At 71.3% G+C, this 22,384-nt stretch carries 22 protein-coding genes and 1 pseudogene; 16 read left to right on the top strand and 7 right to left on the bottom strand.

The window, feature by feature from the left end; all coding sequences use genetic code 11:
- Nucleotides 1-195 precede the first annotated feature (195 nt).
- The 7 genes from ACFU53_RS35195 to ACFU53_RS35165 all read left to right on the top strand — a co-directional run bounded on the left by ACFU53_RS35195 (nt 196) and on the right by ACFU53_RS35165 (nt 8,645).
- Nucleotides 196-915, top strand: a complete 720-nt coding sequence (locus tag ACFU53_RS35195) for a response regulator transcription factor (protein ID WP_384001852.1) — start codon at nt 196-198, stop codon at nt 913-915.
- Nucleotides 916-1,333: 418 nt separating this feature from the next.
- On the top strand, nt 1,334-2,575 hold the full coding sequence (locus tag ACFU53_RS35190) for a cytochrome P450 (RefSeq protein WP_384001849.1): 1,242 nt from the start codon (nt 1,334-1,336) through the stop codon (nt 2,573-2,575).
- A gap of 55 nt (nt 2,576-2,630) precedes the next feature.
- Nucleotides 2,631-2,828, top strand: coding sequence for a ferredoxin (locus tag ACFU53_RS35185; RefSeq protein ID WP_257537290.1), 198 nt, complete (start codon nt 2,631-2,633; stop codon nt 2,826-2,828).
- Nucleotides 2,825-4,036: an NAD(P)/FAD-dependent oxidoreductase gene (locus ACFU53_RS35180; protein WP_384001845.1), complete on the top strand. Its 1,212-nt coding sequence runs from the start codon at nt 2,825-2,827 to the stop codon at nt 4,034-4,036. The genes ACFU53_RS35185 and ACFU53_RS35180 overlap by 4 nt, the downstream gene beginning before the upstream one ends.
- Nucleotides 4,017-4,856 carry an SDR family oxidoreductase gene (locus ACFU53_RS35175; RefSeq protein ID WP_384001842.1) on the top strand — a complete coding sequence of 280 codons (840 nt, stop codon included), beginning with the start codon at nt 4,017-4,019 and terminating at the stop codon, nt 4,854-4,856. The genes ACFU53_RS35180 and ACFU53_RS35175 overlap by 20 nt, the downstream gene beginning before the upstream one ends.
- Before the next feature lie 70 nt (nt 4,857-4,926).
- Complete coding sequence (locus ACFU53_RS35170) at nt 4,927-6,759, top strand: flavin-containing monooxygenase (RefSeq protein ID WP_384001839.1); 1,833 nt, start codon at nt 4,927-4,929, stop codon at nt 6,757-6,759.
- 38 nt (nt 6,760-6,797) lie between these two features.
- Nucleotides 6,798-8,645, top strand: coding sequence for a hypothetical protein (locus ACFU53_RS35165; RefSeq protein WP_384001836.1), 1,848 nt, complete (start codon nt 6,798-6,800; stop codon nt 8,643-8,645).
- On the opposite strand, the gene ACFU53_RS35160 is transcribed toward ACFU53_RS35165, so the two are convergent.
- Nucleotides 8,630-9,508, bottom strand: a complete 879-nt coding sequence (locus ACFU53_RS35160) for a LysR family transcriptional regulator (RefSeq protein WP_384001833.1) — start codon at nt 9,506-9,508, stop codon at nt 8,630-8,632. The two genes, ACFU53_RS35165 and ACFU53_RS35160, sit on opposite strands and share 16 nt — an antisense overlap.
- A gap of 68 nt (nt 9,509-9,576) precedes the next feature.
- On the opposite strand from ACFU53_RS35160, the gene ACFU53_RS35155 reads away from it, so the two are divergent.
- The 7 genes and pseudogenes from ACFU53_RS35155 to ACFU53_RS35125 form a co-directional block, all read left to right on the top strand.
- Nucleotides 9,577-10,578, top strand: a complete 1,002-nt coding sequence (locus tag ACFU53_RS35155) for a DMT family transporter (protein WP_384001830.1) — start codon at nt 9,577-9,579, stop codon at nt 10,576-10,578.
- 122 nt (nt 10,579-10,700) lie between these two features.
- Nucleotides 10,701-11,351, top strand: a complete 651-nt coding sequence (locus ACFU53_RS35150) for a GntR family transcriptional regulator (RefSeq protein ID WP_384001827.1) — start codon at nt 10,701-10,703, stop codon at nt 11,349-11,351.
- Nucleotides 11,352-11,435: 84 nt separating this feature from the next.
- Nucleotides 11,436-12,191, top strand: a complete 756-nt coding sequence (locus ACFU53_RS35145) for a PIG-L deacetylase family protein (protein WP_384001824.1) — start codon at nt 11,436-11,438, stop codon at nt 12,189-12,191.
- Nucleotides 12,191-12,901 carry a 4-carboxy-4-hydroxy-2-oxoadipate aldolase/oxaloacetate decarboxylase gene (locus ACFU53_RS35140; protein WP_384001822.1) on the top strand — a complete coding sequence of 237 codons (711 nt, stop codon included), beginning with the start codon at nt 12,191-12,193 and terminating at the stop codon, nt 12,899-12,901. Before ACFU53_RS35145 ends, ACFU53_RS35140 begins: the two co-directional genes overlap by 1 nt.
- A gap of 79 nt (nt 12,902-12,980) precedes the next feature.
- Nucleotides 12,981-14,069 carry a 4-oxalomesaconate tautomerase gene (locus ACFU53_RS35135; protein ID WP_384001819.1) on the top strand — a complete coding sequence of 363 codons (1,089 nt, stop codon included), beginning with the start codon at nt 12,981-12,983 and terminating at the stop codon, nt 14,067-14,069.
- A gap of 10 nt (nt 14,070-14,079) precedes the next feature.
- Complete coding sequence (locus ACFU53_RS35130; protein ID WP_384001816.1) at nt 14,080-15,030, top strand: catechol 2,3-dioxygenase; 951 nt, start codon at nt 14,080-14,082, stop codon at nt 15,028-15,030.
- 130 nt (nt 15,031-15,160) lie between these two features.
- Nucleotides 15,161-15,451, top strand: a pseudogene (locus tag ACFU53_RS35125) (MFS transporter); the annotation flags it as partial.
- A gap of 144 nt (nt 15,452-15,595) precedes the next feature.
- On the opposite strand, the gene ACFU53_RS35120 reads toward ACFU53_RS35125, so the two are convergent.
- Nucleotides 15,596-16,570, bottom strand: a complete 975-nt coding sequence (locus tag ACFU53_RS35120; protein ID WP_384001813.1) for an alpha/beta hydrolase — start codon at nt 16,568-16,570, stop codon at nt 15,596-15,598.
- Between the two features lie 79 nt (nt 16,571-16,649).
- Between ACFU53_RS35120 and ACFU53_RS35115 the strand changes: the two genes are divergently transcribed.
- Nucleotides 16,650-17,168 carry a MarR family winged helix-turn-helix transcriptional regulator gene (locus ACFU53_RS35115; protein WP_384001810.1) on the top strand — a complete coding sequence of 173 codons (519 nt, stop codon included), beginning with the start codon at nt 16,650-16,652 and terminating at the stop codon, nt 17,166-17,168.
- A 111-nt stretch (nt 17,169-17,279) separates the two neighbouring features.
- Here the strand turns inward: ACFU53_RS35115 and ACFU53_RS35110 are convergent, their stop codons facing one another.
- A complete protein-coding gene (locus ACFU53_RS35110; protein WP_384001807.1) occupies nt 17,280-18,383 on the bottom strand; it encodes an FAD-dependent oxidoreductase in 1,104 nt (367 codons plus the stop codon).
- Nucleotides 18,384-18,518: 135 nt separating this feature from the next.
- Between ACFU53_RS35110 and ACFU53_RS35105 the strand changes: the two genes are divergently transcribed.
- On the top strand, nt 18,519-19,007 hold the full coding sequence (locus tag ACFU53_RS35105; RefSeq protein ID WP_384001804.1) for a hypothetical protein: 489 nt from the start codon (nt 18,519-18,521) through the stop codon (nt 19,005-19,007).
- Between the two features lie 49 nt (nt 19,008-19,056).
- Here ACFU53_RS35105 and ACFU53_RS35100 read toward each other — a convergent pair whose 3' ends face one another.
- From ACFU53_RS35100 to ACFU53_RS35085, 4 genes are all read right to left on the bottom strand, one after another.
- On the bottom strand, nt 19,057-19,275 hold the full coding sequence (locus ACFU53_RS35100) for a dodecin (protein WP_384001801.1): 219 nt from the start codon (nt 19,273-19,275) through the stop codon (nt 19,057-19,059).
- 497 nt (nt 19,276-19,772) lie between these two features.
- Nucleotides 19,773-20,762 (bottom strand): zinc-dependent alcohol dehydrogenase family protein, encoded by a 990-nt coding sequence (locus ACFU53_RS35095; protein WP_384001798.1) that lies wholly within the window; start codon nt 20,760-20,762, stop codon nt 19,773-19,775.
- Nucleotides 20,759-21,652 carry a carbohydrate ABC transporter permease gene (locus tag ACFU53_RS35090; protein ID WP_384001795.1) on the bottom strand — a complete coding sequence of 298 codons (894 nt, stop codon included), beginning with the start codon at nt 21,650-21,652 and terminating at the stop codon, nt 20,759-20,761. The genes ACFU53_RS35095 and ACFU53_RS35090 overlap by 4 nt, the downstream gene beginning before the upstream one ends.
- Nucleotides 21,649-22,384 (bottom strand): carbohydrate ABC transporter permease (locus ACFU53_RS35085; protein WP_384001792.1); only part of this gene is annotated, 736 nt, incomplete at its 5' end. The genes ACFU53_RS35090 and ACFU53_RS35085, both read right to left, overlap by 4 nt.

The raw sequence follows: 22,384 nt of genomic DNA, 5'->3' as shown, positions 1-22,384 counted from the left end.
CCCCCGCCCCGCCCGCCGCGCCCCAAAGGGGCGCGGGGAACTGCGCGAGCAACCACAGCGCACAGAACCCCGCCCACGACGCAGCACCCCACGACAGGCGCCGACCACCCCCGAAGCCCCCGGCCACGCACTGGAACCGGGCCAACCGCCGGCGGCACCCCGCAAGGAAAGAGCCCAACACGAATGGCCTTAACCATGTACGGCAGTGCCGGCGAGAAACCGTCGCTCCCCCGGGGCGCGGGCGAGCACCTCCTGATCGTGGTCGACGACCCGGACATCGGCGAACTGCTGTCCACAACGCTGGAGTTGGCGGGCTACCGGATCCATACGGCGGAGTCGGGCGCGGAAGCGGTGGCGCGGCTCACCGAGCAGCGGTTCGACCTGGTGGTGCTCGATCTGGCGCTGCCGGACCTCGAGGGCCTCGGGCGGGAGCGCCGCCCCGTCGCCCACCGCCCGCCGGTGCTGTTCCTGACGCAGTACGACTCACTCGGCAAGCTCCTGCCCGAACTAGGCCTGGGGGAACAGGACTACGTCACCAAGCCCTTCCGTATCGCCGAGGTCCTGGCCCGGGCCCAGATGCTGCTGCGTGGCCGAAAACCCGTCCGGCGCGACAACGAACTGTCGTACTACGACCTGATCCTGGACGATCCCGCCTGTCAGGCGCTGCGTGGGGGACGGGCGTTGAACCTCACCCCGGCGGAGTACCGGCTGCTGCGCTACCTCCTGGTCAACGCGCACAAGGTGCTGTCGAAGGAGCAGATCGGCCGCTATGTGTGGGGCGACTTCCACGGCGACAACGCCATCGAGCAGCTCGTCTCCCGGCTCCGCCGCAAGGTGGACCGCGAGGGCCCGCCACTGATCCACACCCGCCGGGGCTTCGGCTACTGGCTCGGCGGGTCGGGTGGCCGGGAATGAGTCCCACGGACCCGCCGCGTCGGCTGGAGCCGTCGGTCACGGGCGCCGAATGATGAAGCCTTCGCGGATTCTCTGAGAAGCAAATGTATCCCTAGTACGTCGGAGCGCGTGACGCTCCGCGAGGTCCCCGGAAGGGCGGCGCGAGAACGCTCTGGCGCTGCCCCTCTCCGTTTTCCACGGCTCGGCGTGGACATTTCTGTGTGCGTCAACTGATCGTCGTTGCAAGCTGGTTGAGGTCGAACGGTCGTTCCGCGCGATCCGCCATCGAGGCCCGGGGTGTGATCTGGGTCACGTCAGGTTCTTGTCAGGTAACTGGCCGGGAGTCGTCAGACCGCTCTGTTTGCATGTGCTCATCGAGGCCTCGAAGCATCCCCCGGCGCTCCACCCCACCCGGAGCCCCCACCACCGAGGAGAGACCATGGCCGACACACTGACCGACGCCGCGTCCGACACGAGCGGGCAGGTCCCCGAGTACCCGATGTCCAGGGCGACGGGCTGCCCACTCGCGCCTCCCCCGGCCGCGGCGGAGCTGCGCGGCGACCAGCCGATCACCAAGGTGCGGATCTGGAACGGCAGCACCCCGTGGCTGATCACCCGGCACGCCGACCAGCGGAGCCTGCTCACCGACCCGCGCGTCAGCAACGACGACCACGAGCCGGACTTCCCCCATGTCAACGCCCACCGGGCGGCCATCGCCCCTCACACCCCGAAGCTCATCACCAACACGGACGCGCCGGAGCACACCCGGCTGCGCCGCTCGGTCAACGCGCCGTTCCTGGTGAAGCGGATCGAGGCGATGCGCCCGGCCGTGCAGAAGATCGTCGACGACCTGATCGACGACATGCTGGCCGGCCCCAACCCGGCCGACCTGCTCACCGCGCTGGCCCTGCCGGTGCCCTCGCTCGTCATCGCCGAACTGCTCGGCGTGCCGTACAAGGATCACCACTTCTTCCAGGAGAACAGCAACCGCGTCCTCGACAACTCCCTCACCGCGGAGGAGGCGCAGGAGTCCAGCCGTGCCCTCGGCGGCTATCTGGACACCCTGTTCCGGGCGAAGCTCGAACAGCCGGGCGACGACGTGCTGTCGGAGATGGGCACGCGGGTCAAGGCCGGGGAGATGACCCACCAGGAGGCCGTCAGCATGGGCGTGGCCATGCTGATCGCCGGGCACGAGACCACCGCCACGATGATCAGCCTCGGCACGCTCGCCCTGTTCGAGCACCCGGACCAGCTGGCCGTGCTGCGGGACACCGAGGACCCGAAGGTCGTCGCGGGCGCCGTCGACGAGCTGCTGCGTTACCTCTCCATCGTCCACTCGGGTCTGCGGCGGGTCGCCAAGGACGACATCGAGATCGGCGGCCAGGTCATCCGCAAGGGCGACGGCCTCCTCTTCGACCTCCAGACGGCCAACTGGGACCCGAAGGCCTTCCCCGAGGCCGGGCGCCTGGACCTGAGCCGCCCCGCCCGCCAGCACAACGCGTTCGGCTACGGCCCCCACCAGTGCCTCGGCCAGAACCTGGCCCGCCTCGAACTGCAGGTCGTCTACGGCACCCTCTACCGCCGCATCCCCACCCTCCGCCCGGCCGCCCCGATCGAGCAGCTGGCGTTCAACCACACGGGGACGACGTACGGCGTGAAATGCCTGCCCGTCGCCTGGTGAGCCCCCCAAGCCCACCTTCTCACCCCCACGAGTACCAAGATCCGAGGAGCAACCCATGCGTGTGGAACTCGACGAACCCAAGTGCGTGGCCTCCGGCCAGTGTGTGATGGCCTCCCCCGAGGTGTTCGACCAGCGGGACGACGACGGCGTCGCGATCCTGCTGGAGGAGCACCCCGCCGACGACCTCATGGACGGCGTGCAGGAGGCCATCGCGATCTGCCCCGCCGCCGCGATCCGACTGGTGGACCAGTGAGGCGGATCCTGGTCGTGGGTGCCTCGGCCGCCGGACTGGCGGCGGCCGAGACGCTGCGCCGCGAGGGCTACGACGGCACGCTCACCCTCGTCGGCGACGAACCCCACGCCCCGTACGACCGGCCCCCGCTGTCCAAGCAGCTCCTCTCGGCGGAGTGGGACACCGACCGGCTGACCCTGCGCGCTCCGGCCCACCTCGACGGGCTCGACCTGGACCTGCGCCTCGGGGCCGCCGCGACCGGCTTGGACCTGAAGGAACGTGAAGTACGGCTCGCCGACGGCTCTTCGGTGCCGTACGACGGACTGGTCATCGCCACCGGCGTACGGCCGCGGCGGCTGCCCGGTGAGGGCGCGCATGTGCTGCGCACCCTGGGCGACGCGCTGACGCTGCGGGAGCGGCTGACGCCGGGGACACGGCTGGTCGTGGTCGGCGCCGGGTTCCTCGGCGCGGAGGCCGCCGCCGTCGCCTGGCGCCTCGGCGCCAAGGTCACTCTCCTCGAACCGGCGCCGGTGCCGCTGGCGCACGCGGTCGGCGGGGAGGTCGGCGCGGTGCTGTCCCGGGCCCACCTCGACCACGGGGTGGACCTGCGCACCGGCGTCACCGTCACCGAGGTGACCGAGGACGGGGTGCGGCTCGCCGACGGCGAGGTGATCGAGGCCGACGAGGTACTGGTCGCCATCGGCTCGCTGCCCAACACCGAGTGGCTGGCGGACAGCGGCCTGGGCGTCGGCGACGGCGTGCTGTGCGACGAGTACTGCGAGGCCGCGAAGAACGTGTACGCGGCCGGTGACGTCGCCCGCTGGTACAACCCGCTGTTCGGCACATCGATGCGCATCGAGCACCGTACGAACGCGGCCGAGCAGGGCATGGCGGCCGCCCGCAACCTGCTCGCCCCCGAGGCCCGCAAGCCGTTCGCGCCGGTGCCGTACTTCTGGTCCGACCAGTACGACATGAAGGTCCAGGCCTACGGCTATCTGCGCGGCCACGACGAGGTGTCCGTCGTCGACGGGGACCTGGCCGAACGCCGTTTCGTGGCCGTCTACCGCACCGGCGGCCGGGTCACCGGCGCCCTCGCGGTCGGCATGCCGCCCAAGGCGATCCGGCAGTGGCGCCAGGCCATCGCGTCCGGTGCGGGCCGGCACGAGGCGGTACCCGACGAGAGATCAACCGTGCCGGAGGAGGCCGAACATGGTGGAACAGCTGCCTGACCGAGGCCGTGACGTGGTCGTCGTCACCGGAGCCGGCGGCATGGGCGTGGCGATCGCGCGCCGGCTCGGCAGCGGGCTGACCGTCTTCCTCGCCGACGCCTCGCGTGCTCAACTCGACCGGGCCGTGGAGGCGTTGCGCGACGAGGGCTACGCGGTGCGGGGCGTCCTGACCGACGTCTCCGACCGGAAGTCGGTCGACGAGCTCGCGGAGGAGGCGGCCGGTGAGGGCAGGGTGGCCGCCGTCGCGCACACCGCGGGTGTCTCCGCCGCCCAGGGGTCGGCGAAGACGATCCTGGAGGTCAACCTGCTGGGCACGGCCCACGTCATCGACGCCTTCGGGAGCGTGGCCGCGCCGGGCACGGCCATGGTCTGCGTCGCCAGCATGGCCGGCCATGTCGCCTCCCTCAGCCGGGAGGACGAGGCGGCCCTCGCCACGGCTCCGGCGGAGGAACTCCTCGGCATCGGTGCGGTCGCCGCGGTGGGGGACAGCGCGACGACGGCGTACATCGTGTCCAAGCGGGCCAACCATCTGCGTGTCGAGGCGGCAGCGCTCGCCTGGAACTGGCGCAGGGCCCGTATCAACAGCGTCAGCCCGGGCGTCATCGCCACCGCCATGTCGAAGGCGGAGGCCGAGGGCCCGAGCGGCGAACGCATGCTCCGGATGCTGGCGGCGAGCGGTGCGGGCCGCACCGGCACCCCTACCGAGATAGCCGACGCCGTGGCATTCCTCACCGGCCCCGAAGCGCGTTACATCACCGGCACGGACCTGCTCGTAGACGGCGGCCAGGCCGCCTGGATACGGCGCCACCGACCGGCCTGACACCACGGCTCACGAGCGCACCACCGCACAACTCCACAACAGCCGTACAAGGACCGCAGAGAGGACACCGATGTCCACCCCCCACACGCCGTCCGGCCCCACGCCCCTCGACCCCGAGGAGCTGGGCTTCGACCCGGAAACCCTCCGTGCCCGGTACCGGGCCGAGCGCGAACGCCGGATCCGACCGGACGGCGGCGCGCAGTACCAGCGGATCGCCGGTGAGTTCGGGTACTACGACGACGACCCCTACGCCGACCAGGAGTTCACCCGCGAGCCGCTGAACGACCGCGTCGAGGCGGTCGTCGTCGGTGGCGGGTTCGGCGGCCTGCTCGCCGCGGCCCGGCTGCGGCAGGCGGGCGTCGAGTCGATCCGGGTGATCGAGAAGGGCGGCGACTTCGGCGGCACCTGGTACTGGAACCGCTACCCCGGCATCCACTGCGACATCGAGTCGTACGTCTATCTGCCGCTGCTCGAAGAGCTGGGCTACGTCCCGAAGTGGAAGTACGCCCCCGGCGAGGAGATCCGGCAGCACACCCGAGCCATCGGCCGCCACTTCGACCTCTACCGCGACGCGGCCTTCCAGACCGTCGCCACCGAACTGCGCTGGGACGAGACCGAGTTGGAGTGGGTCGTCGCCACCGACCGCGGCGATCGCGTCCGGGCCCGCTATGTCGTCGTCTCCAGCGGCACGCTCAGCCAGCCGAAGCTCCCCGGCATCCCCGGCATCGAGACCTTCAAGGGCCACACCTTCCACACCAGCCGCTGGGACTACGACTACACCGGCGGCGACGCGAACGGCGGCCTCACCGGGCTCGCCGACAAGCGCGTGGCCGTCATCGGCACCGGGGCGACAGCCATCCAGGTCGTCCCCCACCTCGGGGCCGACGCGGCACATGTGTACGTCTTCCAGCGCACCCCCTCGACGGTCGACGTACGCGGCAACGGGCCCACCGACCCGGAGTGGGCGAAGACGCTCACCCCCGGCTGGCAGGGGCAGCGCATGGACAACTTCCTCAAGACCGTCACCGGCGTCCGGGACGAGCAGGACCTGGTGAACGACGCCTGGACCAGCAGCGCCCGGCTCCAGGAGAAGCTGATCCCGACCGACGCGTACGCGGACGTCCCGGCGGCCGAGCGTGAACGGGCGTACGAGATCGCCGACTTCCAGAAGATGAACGAGTTGCGCGACCGCGTGGCGACGATCGTCGAGGACCCGGAGACCGCCGAGAAGCTGAAGCCCTGGTACCGCTACATGTGCAAGCGGCCCACCTTCAGCGACCACTACCTGCAGACCTTCAACCGGCCCAACGTCACCCTCGTCGACACGGCGGACACCCACGGCGTGGAGCGGATCACCGACAAGGCCGTCGTGGTCGGCGGGGTCGAGTACGAGGTGGACTGCGTCATCTTCGCCACCGGCTTCGAGGTCGGTGTCTCGGGGCTGCTCTCCGGCCGCCTCCCGGCGTACGGCCGGGACGGCGTCGGCCTGCTGGAGACCTGGATGACGGCCGGCCCGAAGACCCTCCACGGCTTCTACAGCCACGGCTTCCCCAACCTCTTCCAGCTCGGCCCCATGCAGAACGCCAGCGCCGTCAACTACGTCCACATCCTCGACCAGCAGTCGATCCACGTCGGCGAGGTCGTCGCCGAGGCCCGCAGGCGCCGCGCCCGGTACGTCGAGCCGACCGCCGAGGCCGAGGCCGCCTGGGTCGCCACCATCCGCGAGAAGGCCGCCGACCTGTACAGGTTCCAGGCGGAGTGCACACCCGGCTACTACAACAACGAGGGCCGGCCCAGGGAGCGCAGCGAGTCGTACGGCGACGGACCGGTCGCCTTCCACGAACTGCTCCGCCGTTGGCGCGCGGACGGCGGCATGGACGACGTCCTCGTCGGCGCCGAGTGAGAAGGGCGGAAGCGGACATGAGTACCCCGGGAGAGGACATGACCACTCGACCCAACCGGTACGACGGGACCGGCGATCTCCGTACCACCAGCGCCCGTTGGCAGGCGCGGCGGCTCAACCCGCCCAACCCGCTGTGGGGTTCCAACGGTGTCGCCTTCGGTCCGGACGGGCGGTTGTACGTGGCGCAGTTCCTCGCCGGGCAGATCAGCGCCGTCGACACGGCCACCGGGGACGTCGACGTCGTCGTCCCGATGGACAGCCCGGTGCAGTCGCCGGACGACCTCGCCTTCGGCGCCGACGGCTCGATGTACATAGCCGACCTGGTGCCGGGCCGGGTGTGGCGGCGGAGCCCGGCGGGGGAGTACGGCCTCGTCTGCGACGACGTGACGAACCCCAACGGCATCACCTGTATCGGGGACCGGCTCTTCATCAACGAGATGAAGCCCAACGGCCGTCTGATGGAGCTGTTCCCGGACGGCGGCGACCCGGTGGTGCTCACCGAGGGCCTGGCCCTCGGCAATGCGATGCAGCGCGGCCCGGACGGTTGTCTGTACTACCCGCACATGATCACCGGCCAGGTCTGGCGCATCCCGCCGGACGGCGGGACACCCGAGGTGGTCGCCGAGGACGTGCACGAGCCGGTCGCGGTCCGCTTCGACCAGGGCGGTGTCCTGCACGTCCTCTCCCGGGGCGTCGAGGGCATCGTCACTCGCGTCGACCTGCACGGCGGCGGTACCCGCACCCTCGTCACCAGCGGCCTGAAGGGCCTGGACAACGCGGCGTTCGACGCCGAGAACCGCATGTTCGTCTCCAGCTTCGCCAGCGGCGGCGTCACCGAACTGCACCCCGACGGCCGCACCCGCGAAATCGTGCGCCGCGGCCTCGACGGTCCCTACGGCGTGACGGTCGACCTCGGCGGTACGGTGTACGCCGCCGACCACTACCGGCTGGCGAGCCCGGCGACCACCGACGAGGGCGAGCCGGTCGGCACGTCCGCGGAGGCGGGGCCCGGCGGTGTGAAGACCCATCTCCTGCTGCCCTTCGCCCACGGCATCACCGCCGACGGTGAACTGCTGCACTACACCTCGCAGTTCGGCATGGTGCAGACCTACCACCCGGAGAGCGGGGCGCTCCGGGAGCGGGCGCGGGGGCTGAACCGGCCCATCGGCATCGCGGTCGGACCGGACGGGTCGCTCGTGGTCGCCGAGACGGGCGCGGGCCGGGTCGTGGCCATCGGCGTGGGCGACACCTCCGACTCCGACGCGCCGCCCGGCTCGGACGCGGTGCCCGGCTCGGACGCGCCGCCCGGCTCGGACGCGGTGCCCGGCTCGGACGCGGTGCCCGGCTCGGACGCGGTGCCCGGCTCCGACGCGCCGCCCGGCTCCGACGCGGTGCCCGGCTCGGATGCCGGCACCGTGTCGGACGCCGGCACCGTGACCGTGCTCGCCGAAGGTCTCGACCAGCCCACGGACGTGGCCTTCGACGCGGAGGGCCGCCTCTACGTCAGCGAGGAACGGCTCGGGACGGTGCTCCGGATCGAGGCGGACGGCAGGACGGCCGTCGTCGCGGACGGGCTCGGCGCACCCCAGGGACTGGCGGCCCTCGGCGAGGAGCTGTTCGTGGTGGAGACCGGGCACCGCAGGCTGCGCGCGGTCTCCCTCACCACGGGGGAGCGGCGGATCGACGCGGAGGACCTGCCGGTCGGGCCGCCCCCGGGTGTCGTCCCCCGCACCGAACCGGCGCTGTTCGCGGACATCATGCCCGGCATGGCACGTCGCTTCGCGGGCCTCGCCGCCGCCCCGGACGGGACCCTCCTCCTGTCGGCCAACGGCGAGGGCACCGTGCTGCGGCTGACGCCGAGGGCGGGGGCTCAGCCGGAGAGGTAGAGCGCCGTCAGGAGTTCGATGGCGGCCGGGGTGGCGGGATGCGGGTCGTCCCGCCACCAGGCGAGCCGTACGGCGATCGGCTCGGCGTCGCGCACCGGCCGGTAGACGACGCCGGGCCGCCGGTACTGGTTGGCGGTGGACTCCGCGGTCACCCCGACGGCGCGGCCCGTCGCGATCGTGGTGAGCCACTCGTCGACGTCGTGCGTCTTCTCGGTCGCCGGACGGGAGTCGGCCGGCCACAGGTCGGTGGTGGTCGTGCCGGTCCGGCGGTCGACCAGCAGGGTGTGCCCGCTCAGGTCGGCGAGCCGCACCGACCGGCGGCGGGCCAGTGGATCGTCGCTCGCCATCGCGCACAGCCGCCGCTCCAGCCCCACGATCGCCGAGTCGAACCGGCGGCCGTCCACCGCCCGCCGGACCACGGCGAGGTCACAGGAGCCCTCCGCCAGCCCGGCCGTCGGGGAGTTGGCCCGTACGAACTGCAGGTCCGTCTCCGGATGCGCGGCGCTCCAGCGCCGCTGGAACGTCAGCGTGTGCCGGCCGAGCGCCGACCAGGCGTACCCGATCCGCAGCCGCACATGGCCCGAGGTCGCCTCCCGCACCAGGTCGTCCACCTCGCCGAGCACCCGCCGCGCGTGCGACACCACCCGCAGCCCGGTCGGCGTCGGCGTCACCTCGCGGGAGGTCCGCCGCAACAGCCGTACGCCCAGGGCCCGTTCGAGCGAGGCCAAGGTGCGGGACACGGCCGCCTGGGAGACGCCGAGCGCGATGGCCGCGTCGGTGAAGGTGCCCTCCTCGACGATCGCGACGAGACAGCGCAGCTGCCGCAGTTCCACATCCCTGACCGCCGGGTCCGTGTCATCCATGACTCCAGCGTATAGATCGGGACACGGATGCATTTTGCGCAACGGTCGTCCGGGCGCACGATCGGCTGATGGACACCGACGCAGCCTCCGCCCCCGCCTCCTCCGGTACGGTCCCCGCGTCCCCCTCCCCCTCCCCCTCCCCCTCCCCCTCCCCGTCCCCGTCCCCCTCCCCGTCCCCGGCCGCCGTTCCCGAGTCGGGCGGGGCGTGGCCGGCCGGTGTCCTCACCATGCTCGGCTGCGGCGCGTCCAACCAGGTCGGTGCCGCGCTGGGCTCGCTGGCCTTCCCGGTGCTCGGGCCGGCCGGGGTCGTCGCGATACGGCAGTACGTGGCCGCGATCGTCCTCGTGGCCGTCGGCCGGCCCCGGCTGCGGTCCTTCACCACACGGCAGTGGTGGCCGGTGGTGCTGCTGGCGCTGGTGTTCGGGACGATGAACCTGTCGCTGTACACCGCCATCGACCGCATCGGCCTGGGGCTCGCGGTGACCCTGGAGTTCCTCGGCCCGCTCGCCATCGCCCTGGCCGGTTCGCGCCGCCGGGTGGACGCCTGCTGCGCGCTGATCGCCGCCCTCGGCGTGGTCACCCTGATGCGTCCGCAGCCCTCCGCCGACTACCTCGGCATGGGCCTCGGCCTCCTCGCCGCCGTCTGCTGGGCGTCGTACATCCTCCTCAACCGCACGGTCGGCCGCCGTATCCCCGGCGCGCAGGGTTCCGCGGCCGCCGCCGGTCTCTCCGCCCTGGCCTTCCTGCCGGTCGGCATCGTCGTGGTCCTGCGGCAGCCGCCCACCGCCGGGGCCGTCGGCTACGCGGTCGCCGCCGGGATCCTCGCCTCGGCCGTGCCGTATCTCGCCGACGTGTTCACTCTGCGGCGCGTACCCGCCCAGGCCTTCGGGCTCTTCATGAGCGTCAACCCGGTCCTGGCCGCCCTGGCCGGCTGGATCATGCTCGGGCAGGGCCTCGGGTGGGTCGAGTGGGCGGCGATCGGCGCGGTGGTCGCGGCGAACGCGCTGAGCATGCTCGCCGGGCGGCCGACCAGAGTGTCCATCACGGTCCGGAGCACCCCTCGGTCGTGATCCTGCCGGTGCGGGCCGTCGTGCATACCGCCTAAACAGCGCGAACCCTGTGAGAACAAAATTGTTGACAATCCTGTTGGCTTAGATTTACGTTCGACAGGCACTCACTCAGGGAGGGCACGATGCAGGAGGAAGCCCGTCCGGGCACCGGAGAGCAGGCCAAGCAGCTCGCGCTGGCGAAGCTGCGGCAGGCGATCCTGCACGGCGAGATGGCACCGGCTCAGCGGCTGGTGGAGAACGAACTCGCCGAGCAGTTCGGTGTGACACGGGCCAGCATCCGTGCGGCACTGATCGATCTGGAGGCCGAAGGGCTGGTCGAGCGGATCCGCAACCGGGGCTCGCGGGTGCGGGTGGTGACCGTGGAGGAAGCGGTCGCCATCAGCGAGTGCCGCATGGTCCTGGAAGGGCTGTGCGCGGCGAAGGCGGCCACCCTGGCAACCGACGACCAGCTGGCCGAACTGGCCGACATCGGCACGGCGATGACCAAGGCCGTGGCCGACGGCGAGCCGGTGACGTACTCCGAGCTGAACCAGCGGCTGCACACCCGCATCCGGGAGATCTCCGGTCAGCAGGTGGCGGTGGAGCTGCTGGAGCGGCTCAACGCCCAGCTGGTGCGCCACCGTTTCCAGCTCGCGCTGCGGCCGGGACGGCCCCAGCACTCCCTGGGTGAACACCTGGCCATGATCGAGACGATCACGGCGAGGGACCCGCGGGCGGCCGAAGAGGCCGTCCGCGCCCACCTCATGAGCGTGATCACCGCGCTGCGCGAATAGCCGCGCCGCGCGCGATCGGGCTCCCGGCACAGGCTCTGGCGCCCCGGAGGCGAACCGGGCCTCGAAAAGGGAGTGATCTGACACATGACCGACGGCACGGCGCCCGCCACCGCCCCACCACGATCGACTCTTGTCATCACCGCGCACGCCGGGGACTTCGTGTGGAGGGCCGGCGGCGCCATCGCCCTGGCGGCCTCGCGCGGAGAGAGAGTCACCATCGCCTGCCTGACCTTCGGTGAGCGCGGCGAGTCCGCGAAGGCCTGGCGCGAGGGCCGGAAGCTCGACGAGATCAAGGCGATCCGCCGGGAGGAGGCCGAGAAGGCCGCGGCCGCCCTCGGCGCCGGCATCGTCTTCTTCGACGCCGGCGACTACCCGCTGATCGGCAGCCCCGAACTCACCGACCGGCTGGTCGCCGTCTACCGCGCGGCCCAGCCGGACGTCGTCCTCACCCACCCGTTGGAGGACCCCTACAACGGGGATCATCCGGCCGCCGCCCGCATGGCCCTGGACGCCCGCGTGCTCGCCCAGGCCATCGGCTACCCCTCCGAGGGCGAGATCATCGGCGCCCCGCCGGTGTTCTTCTTCGAGCCGCACCAGCCCGAGATGTGTGGCTTCAAGCCCGAGGTCCTCCTCGACATCACCGAGGTCTGGGAGGCCAAACGCAAGGCCATGGAGTGCCTCGGCGCCCAGCAGCACCTGTGGGACTACTACACCGACCTCGCCGTACGCCGCGGCGTCCAGCTCAAGCGCAACGCGGGCCCCAACCTGGGCCTCGCCCACAGGACCATGGCCGAGGCGTACATGCGCCCCTACCCGCAGGTCACGGGGGTGCTGGACTGATGGGCGGCGTGATCGTCACCAACCCGCCGAAGGCGGACGCCAAGGACGTCGAGGCGATCGGCGGGTACGGCGTCGCCACCGTCCACGAGGCGATGGGCCGCACCGGCCTGCTCGGCACCCACCTGCGCCCCATCCAGCAGGACATCCGGATCGTCGGCACCGCCGTCACGGTCCTCTCCTGGCCCGGCGACAACCTCATGATCCACGCGGCCGTCGAGCAGTGCGGCCAGGGCGACATCCTCGTCGTCACCACCACCTCGCCCTCCACCGACGGGATGTTCGGCGAACTCTTCGCCACCGCCCTCAGGCGGCGCGGCGTGCGCGGCCTGGTCATCAACGCGGGCATCCGCGACACCGCCGAACTCCGCGCGATGGACTTCCCCGCCTGGGCCGCCGCCGTGAGCCCGCAGGGCACCGTCAAGGCCACCGGCGGCTCCGTCAACGTGCCCGTGGCCATCGGCGGCCAGATCGTCCGCCCCGGTGACGTGATCCTCGCCGACGACGACGGCGTGGTCGTCGTACCCCGCGAGCGGGCCCGGCGTACGGCCGAGGCCTCCGAGGCCCGCGAGCAGAAGGAGGCCGCCTCCCGCGCCGCCTTCCTCGACGGCCAACTCGGCCTGGACCGCTACGGGTTGCGCGAGACCCTCGTCCGGCTCGGGGTGACCTACCGGTCCTACGAGGAGTACGCGGGCGAAGGGGCGGACTCGTGAGGCCGTACGCGGTGCCCGCCGACGGGCGCGGTCGGGCCGTGAGGCCGTACATGGCGTACGCCGTCGAGGAGGCCGGGCCGTGACCGGGTGGTCCGAGGGGGTCCGCTGCATGCTGTTGCGCGGCGGCACCTCCAAGGGCGCCTACTTCCTCGCCGAGGACCTGCCCGCCGAGCCGGCCGACCGTGACGACCTGCTGCTGCGGGTCATGGGCAGTCCCGACCCGCGCCAGATCGACGGCCTGGGCGGGGCCCACCCCCTGACCAGCAAGGTGGCCGTGGTGTCCGCGTCGGCCGATCCCGAGGCCGACGTCGACTACCTGTTCCTCCAAGTCGGCGTCGACAGACCGGAGGTGAGCGACCGTCAGAACTGCGGCAACCTGCTCACCGGAGTCGGCCCGTTCGCCGTCGAACGCGGACTGGTGAGCGTCGGCGAGCCGGAGACGTCCGTACGGATCCGCATGCTCAACACCGGAGACCTCGCCGTCGCCACCTTCCCCACCCCCGGCGGCCGGATCGCGGTCACGGGGGACGCCGAGATCTCCGGGGTGCCGGGGACGGCCGCGCCGGTGGTGATCGAGTTCCCGCGCGGCGGCAGCCCCCTGCTGCCCACCGGGAACGCCCGTGACGTCGTCGCCGGCACGGAGGTCACCTGCGTGGACAACGGCATGCCGACCGTCCTGATCCCCGCCGGCGCCCTCAAGGTCACCGGCCACGAGGCCCCCAAGGACCTGGAGGAGGATCTCGCGCTCGCCGACCGGCTGCGCGAGATCAGGCTGGCGGCGGGCCCGCTGATGGGCCTCGGCGACGTCGAGCACACCACCGTGCCCAAGATCAGCCTGCTCGCCCCGCCGCAGGACGGCGGCGCGGTCGCCACCCGCACTTTCATACCGGTGCGCTGCCACACCTCCATCGGCGTGCTCGGCGCCGCGAGCGTGGCGGCCGGGTTGCGCGTGAAGGGCGGAGTCGGCGACGGCATAGCCCAACTCCCGCCCACGGGTGACCGATTGCGCATCGAGCATCCCACCGGCTTCCTCGACATCGAGTCCGGGGTGACGTACGGCCCCGACGGCAGCCCCTCGGCGAGCCGCACCGCCGTGGTCCGCACCGCCCGCAAGATCTTCGACGGCACGGTCTTCCCCCGGCCCGCCGACCCCTCCTCCCGCCCCTAAGGAATCACCGATGACCCCGCCGCTCGGCGACATCGCCCACCTCGGGCATGTCGAACTGCTCACCCCCGACCTCGACCGCAGCCTCTGGTTCTTCACCGAGATCCTGGGCCTGACCGAGAACGGCCGCTCCGGCGGCTCGGTCTACCTGCGGACCTGGGACGACTACGAACACCACAGCCTGACCCTCACCGCCCACTCCACCAACGGCATCCGCCGTACCGCCCTGCGGGCCTCCAGCGAGGAGGCCCTGCAGCGCCGGGTCAGGGAACTGGAGAACACCGGGCGCGCGGGCCGCTGGGTCGAGGACGAACCGGGCATCGGCCCGCTCCACGTCACCACCGACCCCGACGGCCACGAGGTCGCCCTGTACTGGGAGAGCGAGTGGTACGAGGCGCCGGCCGACCTCAGGCCGGGGCTGAAGAACCAGCCCCAGGCCAAACCCGGCCACGGCGTCGGCGTACGCCGCCTCGACCACGTCAACTTCCTCGCCTCCGACGTCGGGGCCAACGCCGCCTTCACCCGCGAGGTCCTCGGTGCCCGCGCCACCGAACAGATCGTCCTCGACACCGGGAAGGTGGCCGCCCAGTGGCTGACCTTCACTAACAAGTCGTACGACGTCGTCTACACCGAGGACTGGACCGGCTCGCGTGGCCGTCTGCACCACATCGCGTTCGCCACCGACACCCGCGAGGACATCCTGCGGGCCGCCGATCTCTGCCTCGACCAGGGCGTGTTCATCGAGACCGGGCCGCACAAGCACGCCATCCAGCAGACGTTCTTCCTGTACGTCTACGAGCCGGGCGGCAACCGTGTCGAGCTGTGCAACCCGCTCACCCGGCTCGTCCTCGCCCCCGACTGGCCGCTCGTCACCTGGACCCAGGCGGAGCGCGCCAAGGGCCAGGCGTGGGGTCTGAAGACCATCGAGTCGTTCCACACGCACGGCACACCGCCGGTCGACTGACGGTTCCGTGCCGGGCCGGACACACGGGACACAACTGTCGCCAAGATTGTTGACAAAAATGTTGACTCTCTTGGGGTGGCTGTCTACTGGCTCACCCCCCGAGTTCTCCTGGTCCGAGGGGGAAACAAAGATGTCCTCCCCGTCCCCGACCGCTCGCGTCGGCAAGCTGGCCGTACTCGTCATCGGCCTGTGCCGGCTGGCCTTGCTCTTCGACGGCCTCGACATGTTCATCTACGGCTCGGTGCTGCCGCACATGCTCGCGGAGAAGGCCCTCGGACTCACTCCGGACCAGGCCGGCGACCTGGGCAGTTACGCCACCTTCGGGATGCTCGTCGGCGCCCTGACCGCCGGCACGGTCGCCGACCGCATCGGCCGCCAGAAGCTGATGGTCGCCTGCGTCGCGCTCTTCTCGCTGGCCGCGCATGACGAGTGGGCCGGCCCGGAACCACGGGCCGGCCCTCCTCGCCGTGTTCAGCCGGTCGGTGACAAGGACTTCTCGGGATCGCGCGCCGAAGCGGCCCATGCCGGAGGTCCAGCCCACGGCGGCCATGCGCGAAAGGCCGCCCTACGACGCCTCCTTGTCGAACTTGGCGAACTTGTCGAAGTTGTCGAACGCCCGCCGCACCTGCTCCGCGATCAGCGGATACACCTCGCGGGCCCTGTCCTCGTCCTTGTTGTCGTAGCCGTGGTCGGCGCCGGTGACGTCGTGGTGGCCGACCAGGGATCCGGCCGTGCGGAGCCGGTCGGCGTAGGCCACGCCCTCGGCCTTGAGGAGGTCGTACTCGGCGGTGACGACGAAGGCCGGGGCGATGCCCTTGAGGTCGGCGGTGTCCGAGGGGTGCGCGGGCGAGGCCAGGCGGTCGGCCCGCCGCTTCGGGTCCGGGATGTACGCGCTGTCGAAGACGTCCGCCATCCACGGGCGCAGCATCGGCTTGGCGATCGCGGCCCGCTTGTCGCGGGCGGCGGTGGCGAGGTCGAGCGGCGGGTAGTGCAGGACCTGGAGGGCGATCGTCGGGCCGCCCTCCTCCAGAGCCTGGCGGGCCACCGCCGCCGCGAGGCCGCCGCCCGCGCTCTGGCCGCCCACGGAGAGCCGGTCGCCGTCCCAGCCGTGCTCGCCCCCGTGCTCGGCGACCCACTGGACGACGTCGTAGGCCTGCCGGGGTGGCGCGGGGAACGGGTGCTGTGGGGCGACCACGTAGTCCACGTTGAGCACGGCCACGCCCGCCTCGGCGGCTATGCACCGGCACAGGGAGTCGTCCAGCTCGATCTGCGGCATGACGTAGCCGCCGCCGTGGAAGTTGACGTGGACCGGCGGGGGAGGGGCGCCCTCGGTGTCGGCGGGCAGATACAGCACCGCGCGGGCCGGGCCGAACGAGGTGGGGATGGTCAACTCACGGGTGGCGCAGGCGTATTCGGGGAGGCGGGCGAGCCATGCGGCCGTGGAACCCGGCCCACTGGCCCGACGGCTCGCCACCACCAGGAGACGCTGCATCGCCTTGGCCGCGAAGGCGGCCACCGCCGGGCGGGCGAGAAGGGACATGAGGGCTCCGTTCGGTCGCGGGGGTTACCCGGGCGATGAACTTACTTGAGTCAGGCAACAAGATGGTAAAGTAGATCCCATGTCCCCATCACCGCTACCCTCCGACCCCGCCTCCCCGGAAGTGATCGAGATCGAGCGAGCCCTCACTCGCATCACCTACCTCAGCACCCGGGCGCGGGCGCACGAGCGTCTGATGAGCCTGGCCGGCGTACCGCTGGACCGGGCCGCCGTGGCCCTGCTGCGGCAGATCGCCGACTCCGAGCCGCTGCGCCCGGGGGAGCTGGCCAACCGTCTCGGCGTCGAGGCCTCCCACGTCACCCGCCAGGTCCAGCAGCTCCAGAAGACCGGCTACGTCACCCGCGTACCCGACCCGGACGACCGCCGCGCCCAGCGCATCGAGCTGACGGCGGTCGGCAAGCAGGCCATAGGCCGCATCCGCGAAGCCGGTGTCCGCGGTATGCAGATGGCGCTGTCCGAGTGGTCGCCCGAGGAACTCCAGCAGCTCGCGGGACTCTTCCACCGGATGGTCGACGACTTCCTCGCCCACGCCAACGATCTCGTGGAGCAGGAGCCCGCGGACTCGGTCCGGACCGGCTGACCCGTTCCCCCTCCGTTCCCCGCCGGCACGCGCGAGCGGCCCTGGCCCGCCGCTCGGGCCTGGGCCGCTCGACTGCTCGTCCGCTCGACTGTTCGTCCGTTCGTCCGTTCGTCAGGCGGGGTAGCCGAGCTGCTTCCGTATGTACGGCGTCATCAGCGTCTTGGCCTTCGCCAGGGTGGAGGTGCGAGCGCCGAGCACGGCCGTCTCGCCGCCCGGCACGGGCAGGAGGGTGATTCCGTCGGCCGGACCGAGGGGCACGATCAGCGGCGTCCGCCGGATCGGCCGGTACAGGCGCGGCTCCTTGCGGTGTCTGCCCGAACTCCCCAGGTAGGCACGGATGTTGTGGGCGGCGATGTCGGCCTGGGCGAACGCGACGGGGGAGACCTTCAGCTCGCTGACGTCGTTCACGTCACCGACCGCGAACACGTCGAGCCGACCGTCGACCCGCAGCATCCGGTCGACCTTGACCTGCCCGGCCGCGTTGAGCCAGTCCCCGTGCCCGGCCAGCCGCAGCCAGAGCGTGTTCGGCGTGGTGCCGTTGGCCCAGAACGAGAGATCGGCCTCGATGAGGTTGCCCCGCCCGTCCCGGTAGGTGCCGAAGTCGGGCCCGGGGGAGACGAACGAGTCGAGCCGCACCTCCACGTCGTGCGACTCCAGCCAGGCCAGGGCCCGCCGCCCGGCCCACTTGCTGCCGGTGGAGCTGAGCAGTTCCGGCCCGGCGTGCGCGAGGGTGACCCGCGCGTCCGGCCGGGCCAGCCGGATCTCGGCGGTGAGCTCCACACCGCCCAGCCCGCCGCCCACGATCAGGACGTGCTCGGCGGCGGCCACGCTCTCCTGGTGCGCGGCGAACGTCTTGCCCGCCTCCTCGGTGGTGGTGCCCAGGAAGCGGGCCGGCTCCGGGTAGTCGGCGCCGGTCGCGATCACCACCACGTCGTACGGCAGCCGCTCACCGGTGGCGAGCCGCACCTGCCGCTCACCGGTGTCGATGTCGATCGCTTTGCCCACCACGACACGGCCGTTGCGCAGCAGCCGGTCGTACGGGATGAAGGGCGTCGTCGTCCATTCCTCGTGCACGCCCGCGCGCAGCGCGGCGATGCGGTGGAAGAAGACCTCTTTGCGGTCCACGAGAGTGACCCGTGCGACCTCGTCCAGCTGCTTGGCGAGGCGGATGCCCCCGTATCCGCCGCCGATCACGATTATTTCGCCGTCAGGCACGCCAATTCTCCTGTGCTGTGTGGGGGGAGAGATGACGAGCGTAACGTTTGAAACTTAAAGCTACTGGCGGAGTTTGTGTTTGTTGTGTGAAGCGCCAACGGACGACACGAGTCATCTGCTGCCTAGGCTGGTGCCGTGACCGACAACGACCGGCCCCTCGCCGTATTCGACCTTGACAACACCCTCGCCGACACCGCGCACCGGCAGCGGTTCCTGGAGCGCAAGCCGCGCGACTGGGACGCGTTCTTCGCAGCGGCCCCGCACGATCCGCAGCTGACAGAGGGCGTCGCGCTGGCGCGGGAGAGCGCGGAGGAGTGCGAGGTCGTGTACCTGACCGGGCGGCCCGAGCGGTGCCGCGGGGACACCGTCGACTGGCTCGCCGCGCACGGGTTGCCCGAAGGGCGCATCTGGATGCGCCGCGACAACGACCGCAGGCCCGCCCGCCGCACCAAGCTCGAGATCCTCCGCAATCTCGCCCGGACCCGCGAGATCCGCGTCCTCGTGGACGACGACGAGCTGGTCTGCGAGGACGCGGAGCGGGCGGGCTTCACGGTCGTACGGGCACGCTGGGCCGCCGATTCCGCCGCGCTGAAGGTGGCGCAGGAGCGGGAGGGGCGGACCTGAGCGCCGGCCGGAGCCGGCCGGTCGGTGTCGGGCGGTCGGTGTCGGGCGGTCAGTCGGTGTCGTCGTCCAGGCGGAAGCCGACCTTGAGGCCGACCTGGTAGTGCGCGATCTGCCCGTTCTCGATGTGCCCCCGGACCTGCGTCACCTCGAACCAGTCCAGGTTGCGCAGGGTCTGGGCGGCGCGGGCGACGCCGTTGCGGATGGCGTGGTCGACGCTCTCGCCCGAACTGCCGACGATCTCGGTGACCCGGTAAACGTGGTCGGTCATGCGGGTTCTCCTTGTCGCGTGCTCCGCCGTGGCCGGTGCGCCACACGTCATTCCACGGTGCCTCAGAGTGAGCCGCTCCGCGAGACGTCGGGTTCGACCGCCTCCGCCGCCCCTGCCCGTCCCATCCCAGGGGCGGCGGCCCTTCGACCCGCCACGGCGCTCCGCCCCGGACCCCGCTCCTCAAAGGCCGGAGCGGCTGAATTTTCGCGGCCGGGGCTTGACCTTTCAGCCCGTCCGGCGGGGATCTGGGGGCGCAGCCCCCAGGGGACGGGTTGTGGACGGGTTGGGCAGGGGGTGACTGTCCCGCAGTCCCTTTGCGACTGAATCCTTCGTGTTCGGGACTGTAGAACGGCCGGCGTAAGGCACGCCCGCCGAGCGGCGGGGTGCGGGAGTAGCGGTAGGGGCCACAGTGAGCTGGGGCCCCTACCGCTATTCGCGCAGTCGGCCCGGGTGCGGAGAGCGAAGTCGACGGGGAGGCCGGCCTTGCCGGCGAGCGGTCAGGGCAGCACGATGATCTTGCGGCCCTGACCGGCGGCGAACTGGTCCAGTGCCTGCGGGTACTGGGTCAGCGGCATCCGGTGGCTGATGAAGACCTGAGGATCGAGCACCCCGGTGGCGAACAGTTCCGCCGCGCGCTCGTAGCTGTGCAGCACGGCCATGGAGCCGGTGATGGTGATCTCCTGGTTGTAGATGCGGTACGGGGAGATGGTGGCCGTCGTGGCGTAGTCGGCGACCCCGAACTGCAGGAACGTGCCGGCTTTGGCGACTCGGTCGAGGCCGTCCTGGATGGCGGCGGCGTTGCCGGTCGCGTCGATCACCACGTCCCAGCCACCCGGTCGCCCCAACTCGTCGGCCGAGAGCGCCGACTGGGAACAGCCCAGCTTCGCAGCCGTCGCCAGTCGCTCCGGGTTGATGTCGACGACGTCGACCGAGGAGGCGCCGGTGCGCTTGGCCAGCTCCAGCATCATCAGGCCCATCGTCCCGCTGCCGTAGATGAGCACGCGGGAGGCGAGGCGGCTGCGCAGGACGTCGTAGCCGCGCACCGCGCAGGACAGCGGCTCGATCAGGGCCGCGTCCTGGACGTCTACGTGGTCGGGCAGCCGTACGCAGTTGGCGACGGGTGCCACGGCGTACTCGGCGGCGCCACCGGCCACGGTCACGCCGATCGCCTGCCACCGGTCGCAGAGGTTGTTGCGTCCTGCCCGGCAGTAGCGGCACTCGTTGCAGTACAGGGAGGGGTCCACGGCGACCCGGTCGCCGATCTTGAGTTCGGTGACCTTGCTGCCGAGGTCCACGACCTCTCCGGCGAATTCGTGGCCGGGGACGACCGGCAGGGTCGGTGCGAACTCGCCCTGCAGGATGTGCAGGTCGGTGCCGCACAGTCCGCAGGCCGCCACATCGATCACGACTTCGCGCGGTCCGGGTGTGGGGTCGGGCACCGTGGTGACGGTGACCTTGCCGGGGGCTTCGATGACAGCGGCTTTCACTTGACTGCTCCTAGGGAGAGGCCGCGGACGAGCTTGTCCTGGGCGGCGAATCCGGCGATGAGGACGGGCAGGGAGACGAGGGTGGCCGCGGCGCACAGGCGGGCCAGGAAGAGGCCCTCGTTGGTGATGAAGCCGACGAGGAACACGGGCGCGGTGGAGGCCTGGGTCGCGGTGAGGTTGACGGCGAACATGAACTCGTTCCAGCTGAAGATGAAGCAGATCAGCGAGGTGGCGGCGAGTCCGGGCATGGCGACGGGTGCGACGACCCGCCAGAGCACGGTGAGCAGGCCCGCGCCGTCGACCTCGGCGGCCTCCAGGATCTCCTTGGGGACCTCGGCCAGGAACGAGCGCATCATCCACACCGCGATCGGCAGGTTCATGGCGGTGTAGAGGACGACCAGTGTCCACACGTTGTCGAGCATTCCGGCGTCTTTGACGATCAGGTACACCGGGAGCAGGGCCGCGATGGCCGGGAGGAACTTGGTGGACAGGAAGAAGAACATCACGTCGGTCCACTTCTCGACCGGCTTGATGGACAGCGCGTACGCCGCCGGTACCGCCAGGGCGAGCACGAGCAGCGTCGAAAGGACGCTGGCCATGGCCGAGTTGAGGAGGAATGGGGTGATGTCCCGGCTGAACAGCAGTTCGTACTGGTCGAAGGTGATGGGGGCGAAGGGGGTCGGCGGGTTGGTCGCCGCGTCGGCCTCCTGGTGGAAGGAGGTGAGGACCATCCATGCCACCGGTGCGAAGAACGCCAGGGTGGCGAGCCAGGCGACGAAGGTCCACAGGGGCGAGAGGCGGGGCGCGCCGCCGCCGCCGTCGTCGTCGGGGCGTCGGCGGAGGAGTTTCTTGAGCGTCGCCCCGGGGGTGGCGGCCGTGTGCGTGGTCATCGGGATGTCTCCTCGCGGAACAGCGACGCGATGGTGCGCAGGGCGAAGGTCGCGATCACGATCGAGCCGAGGACGACGACGACACCGGCGGCGGCCGCTTCGCCGTACTCGTACTTGCGGAACATGGTCAGGTAGATCTCGTAGGGCAGGTTGGTGGTCTGTTTGCCGGGGCCGCCCTGGGTGATGGTGTAGACCGCGTCGAAGGTCTGCACGACGTAGATCGTGCCGAGGAGGATGCCCAGTTCGAGGTACTGGCGCAGGTGCGGCAGCGTGATGTGGCGGAAGGTCTGCAGTGCGGAGGCGCCGTCCATGCGGGCCGCTTCCAGGACGTCGCCGGGCTGTGCCTGGAGGCCGGCCAGGAGGATCAGCATCATGAACGGGGTCCACTGCCAGACCAGCGAGATGACGACGGCGGGCATCGGGTAGGAGGAGATCCAGTCGATGGTGGGGCCCTGGTCGGCGCCGAAGAGGCGGTGGACGGCGTTGAGGGTGCCGTTGAGCAGGCCGTAGTCGGGGTTGTAGATGGCGTGTTTCCACAGCAGTGCCGCCGCGACCGGCATGACCAGGAACGGGGCGATGAGCAGGGTGCGGGCCAGGCCGCGGCCGACGAAGCGGCGGTCGAGGAGCATCGCCAGAGCGAGGCCGAGGATCACGCTGAGGAGCACCACCGACGCGGTGAGGACGATGGTGTTGAGGACCGCCGCGCGCAGCCGCTCGTCGGTGAAGACGAAC

Origin of the sequence: Streptomyces sp. NPDC057474 (assembly GCF_042802555.1) — a bacterium.
In the GTDB taxonomy this organism is placed as follows: domain Bacteria; phylum Actinomycetota; class Actinomycetes; order Streptomycetales; family Streptomycetaceae; genus Streptomyces.
The sequence above is the reverse complement of the archived record's forward strand: the minus strand, read 5'-3'. Positions and strand labels throughout refer to the sequence as shown.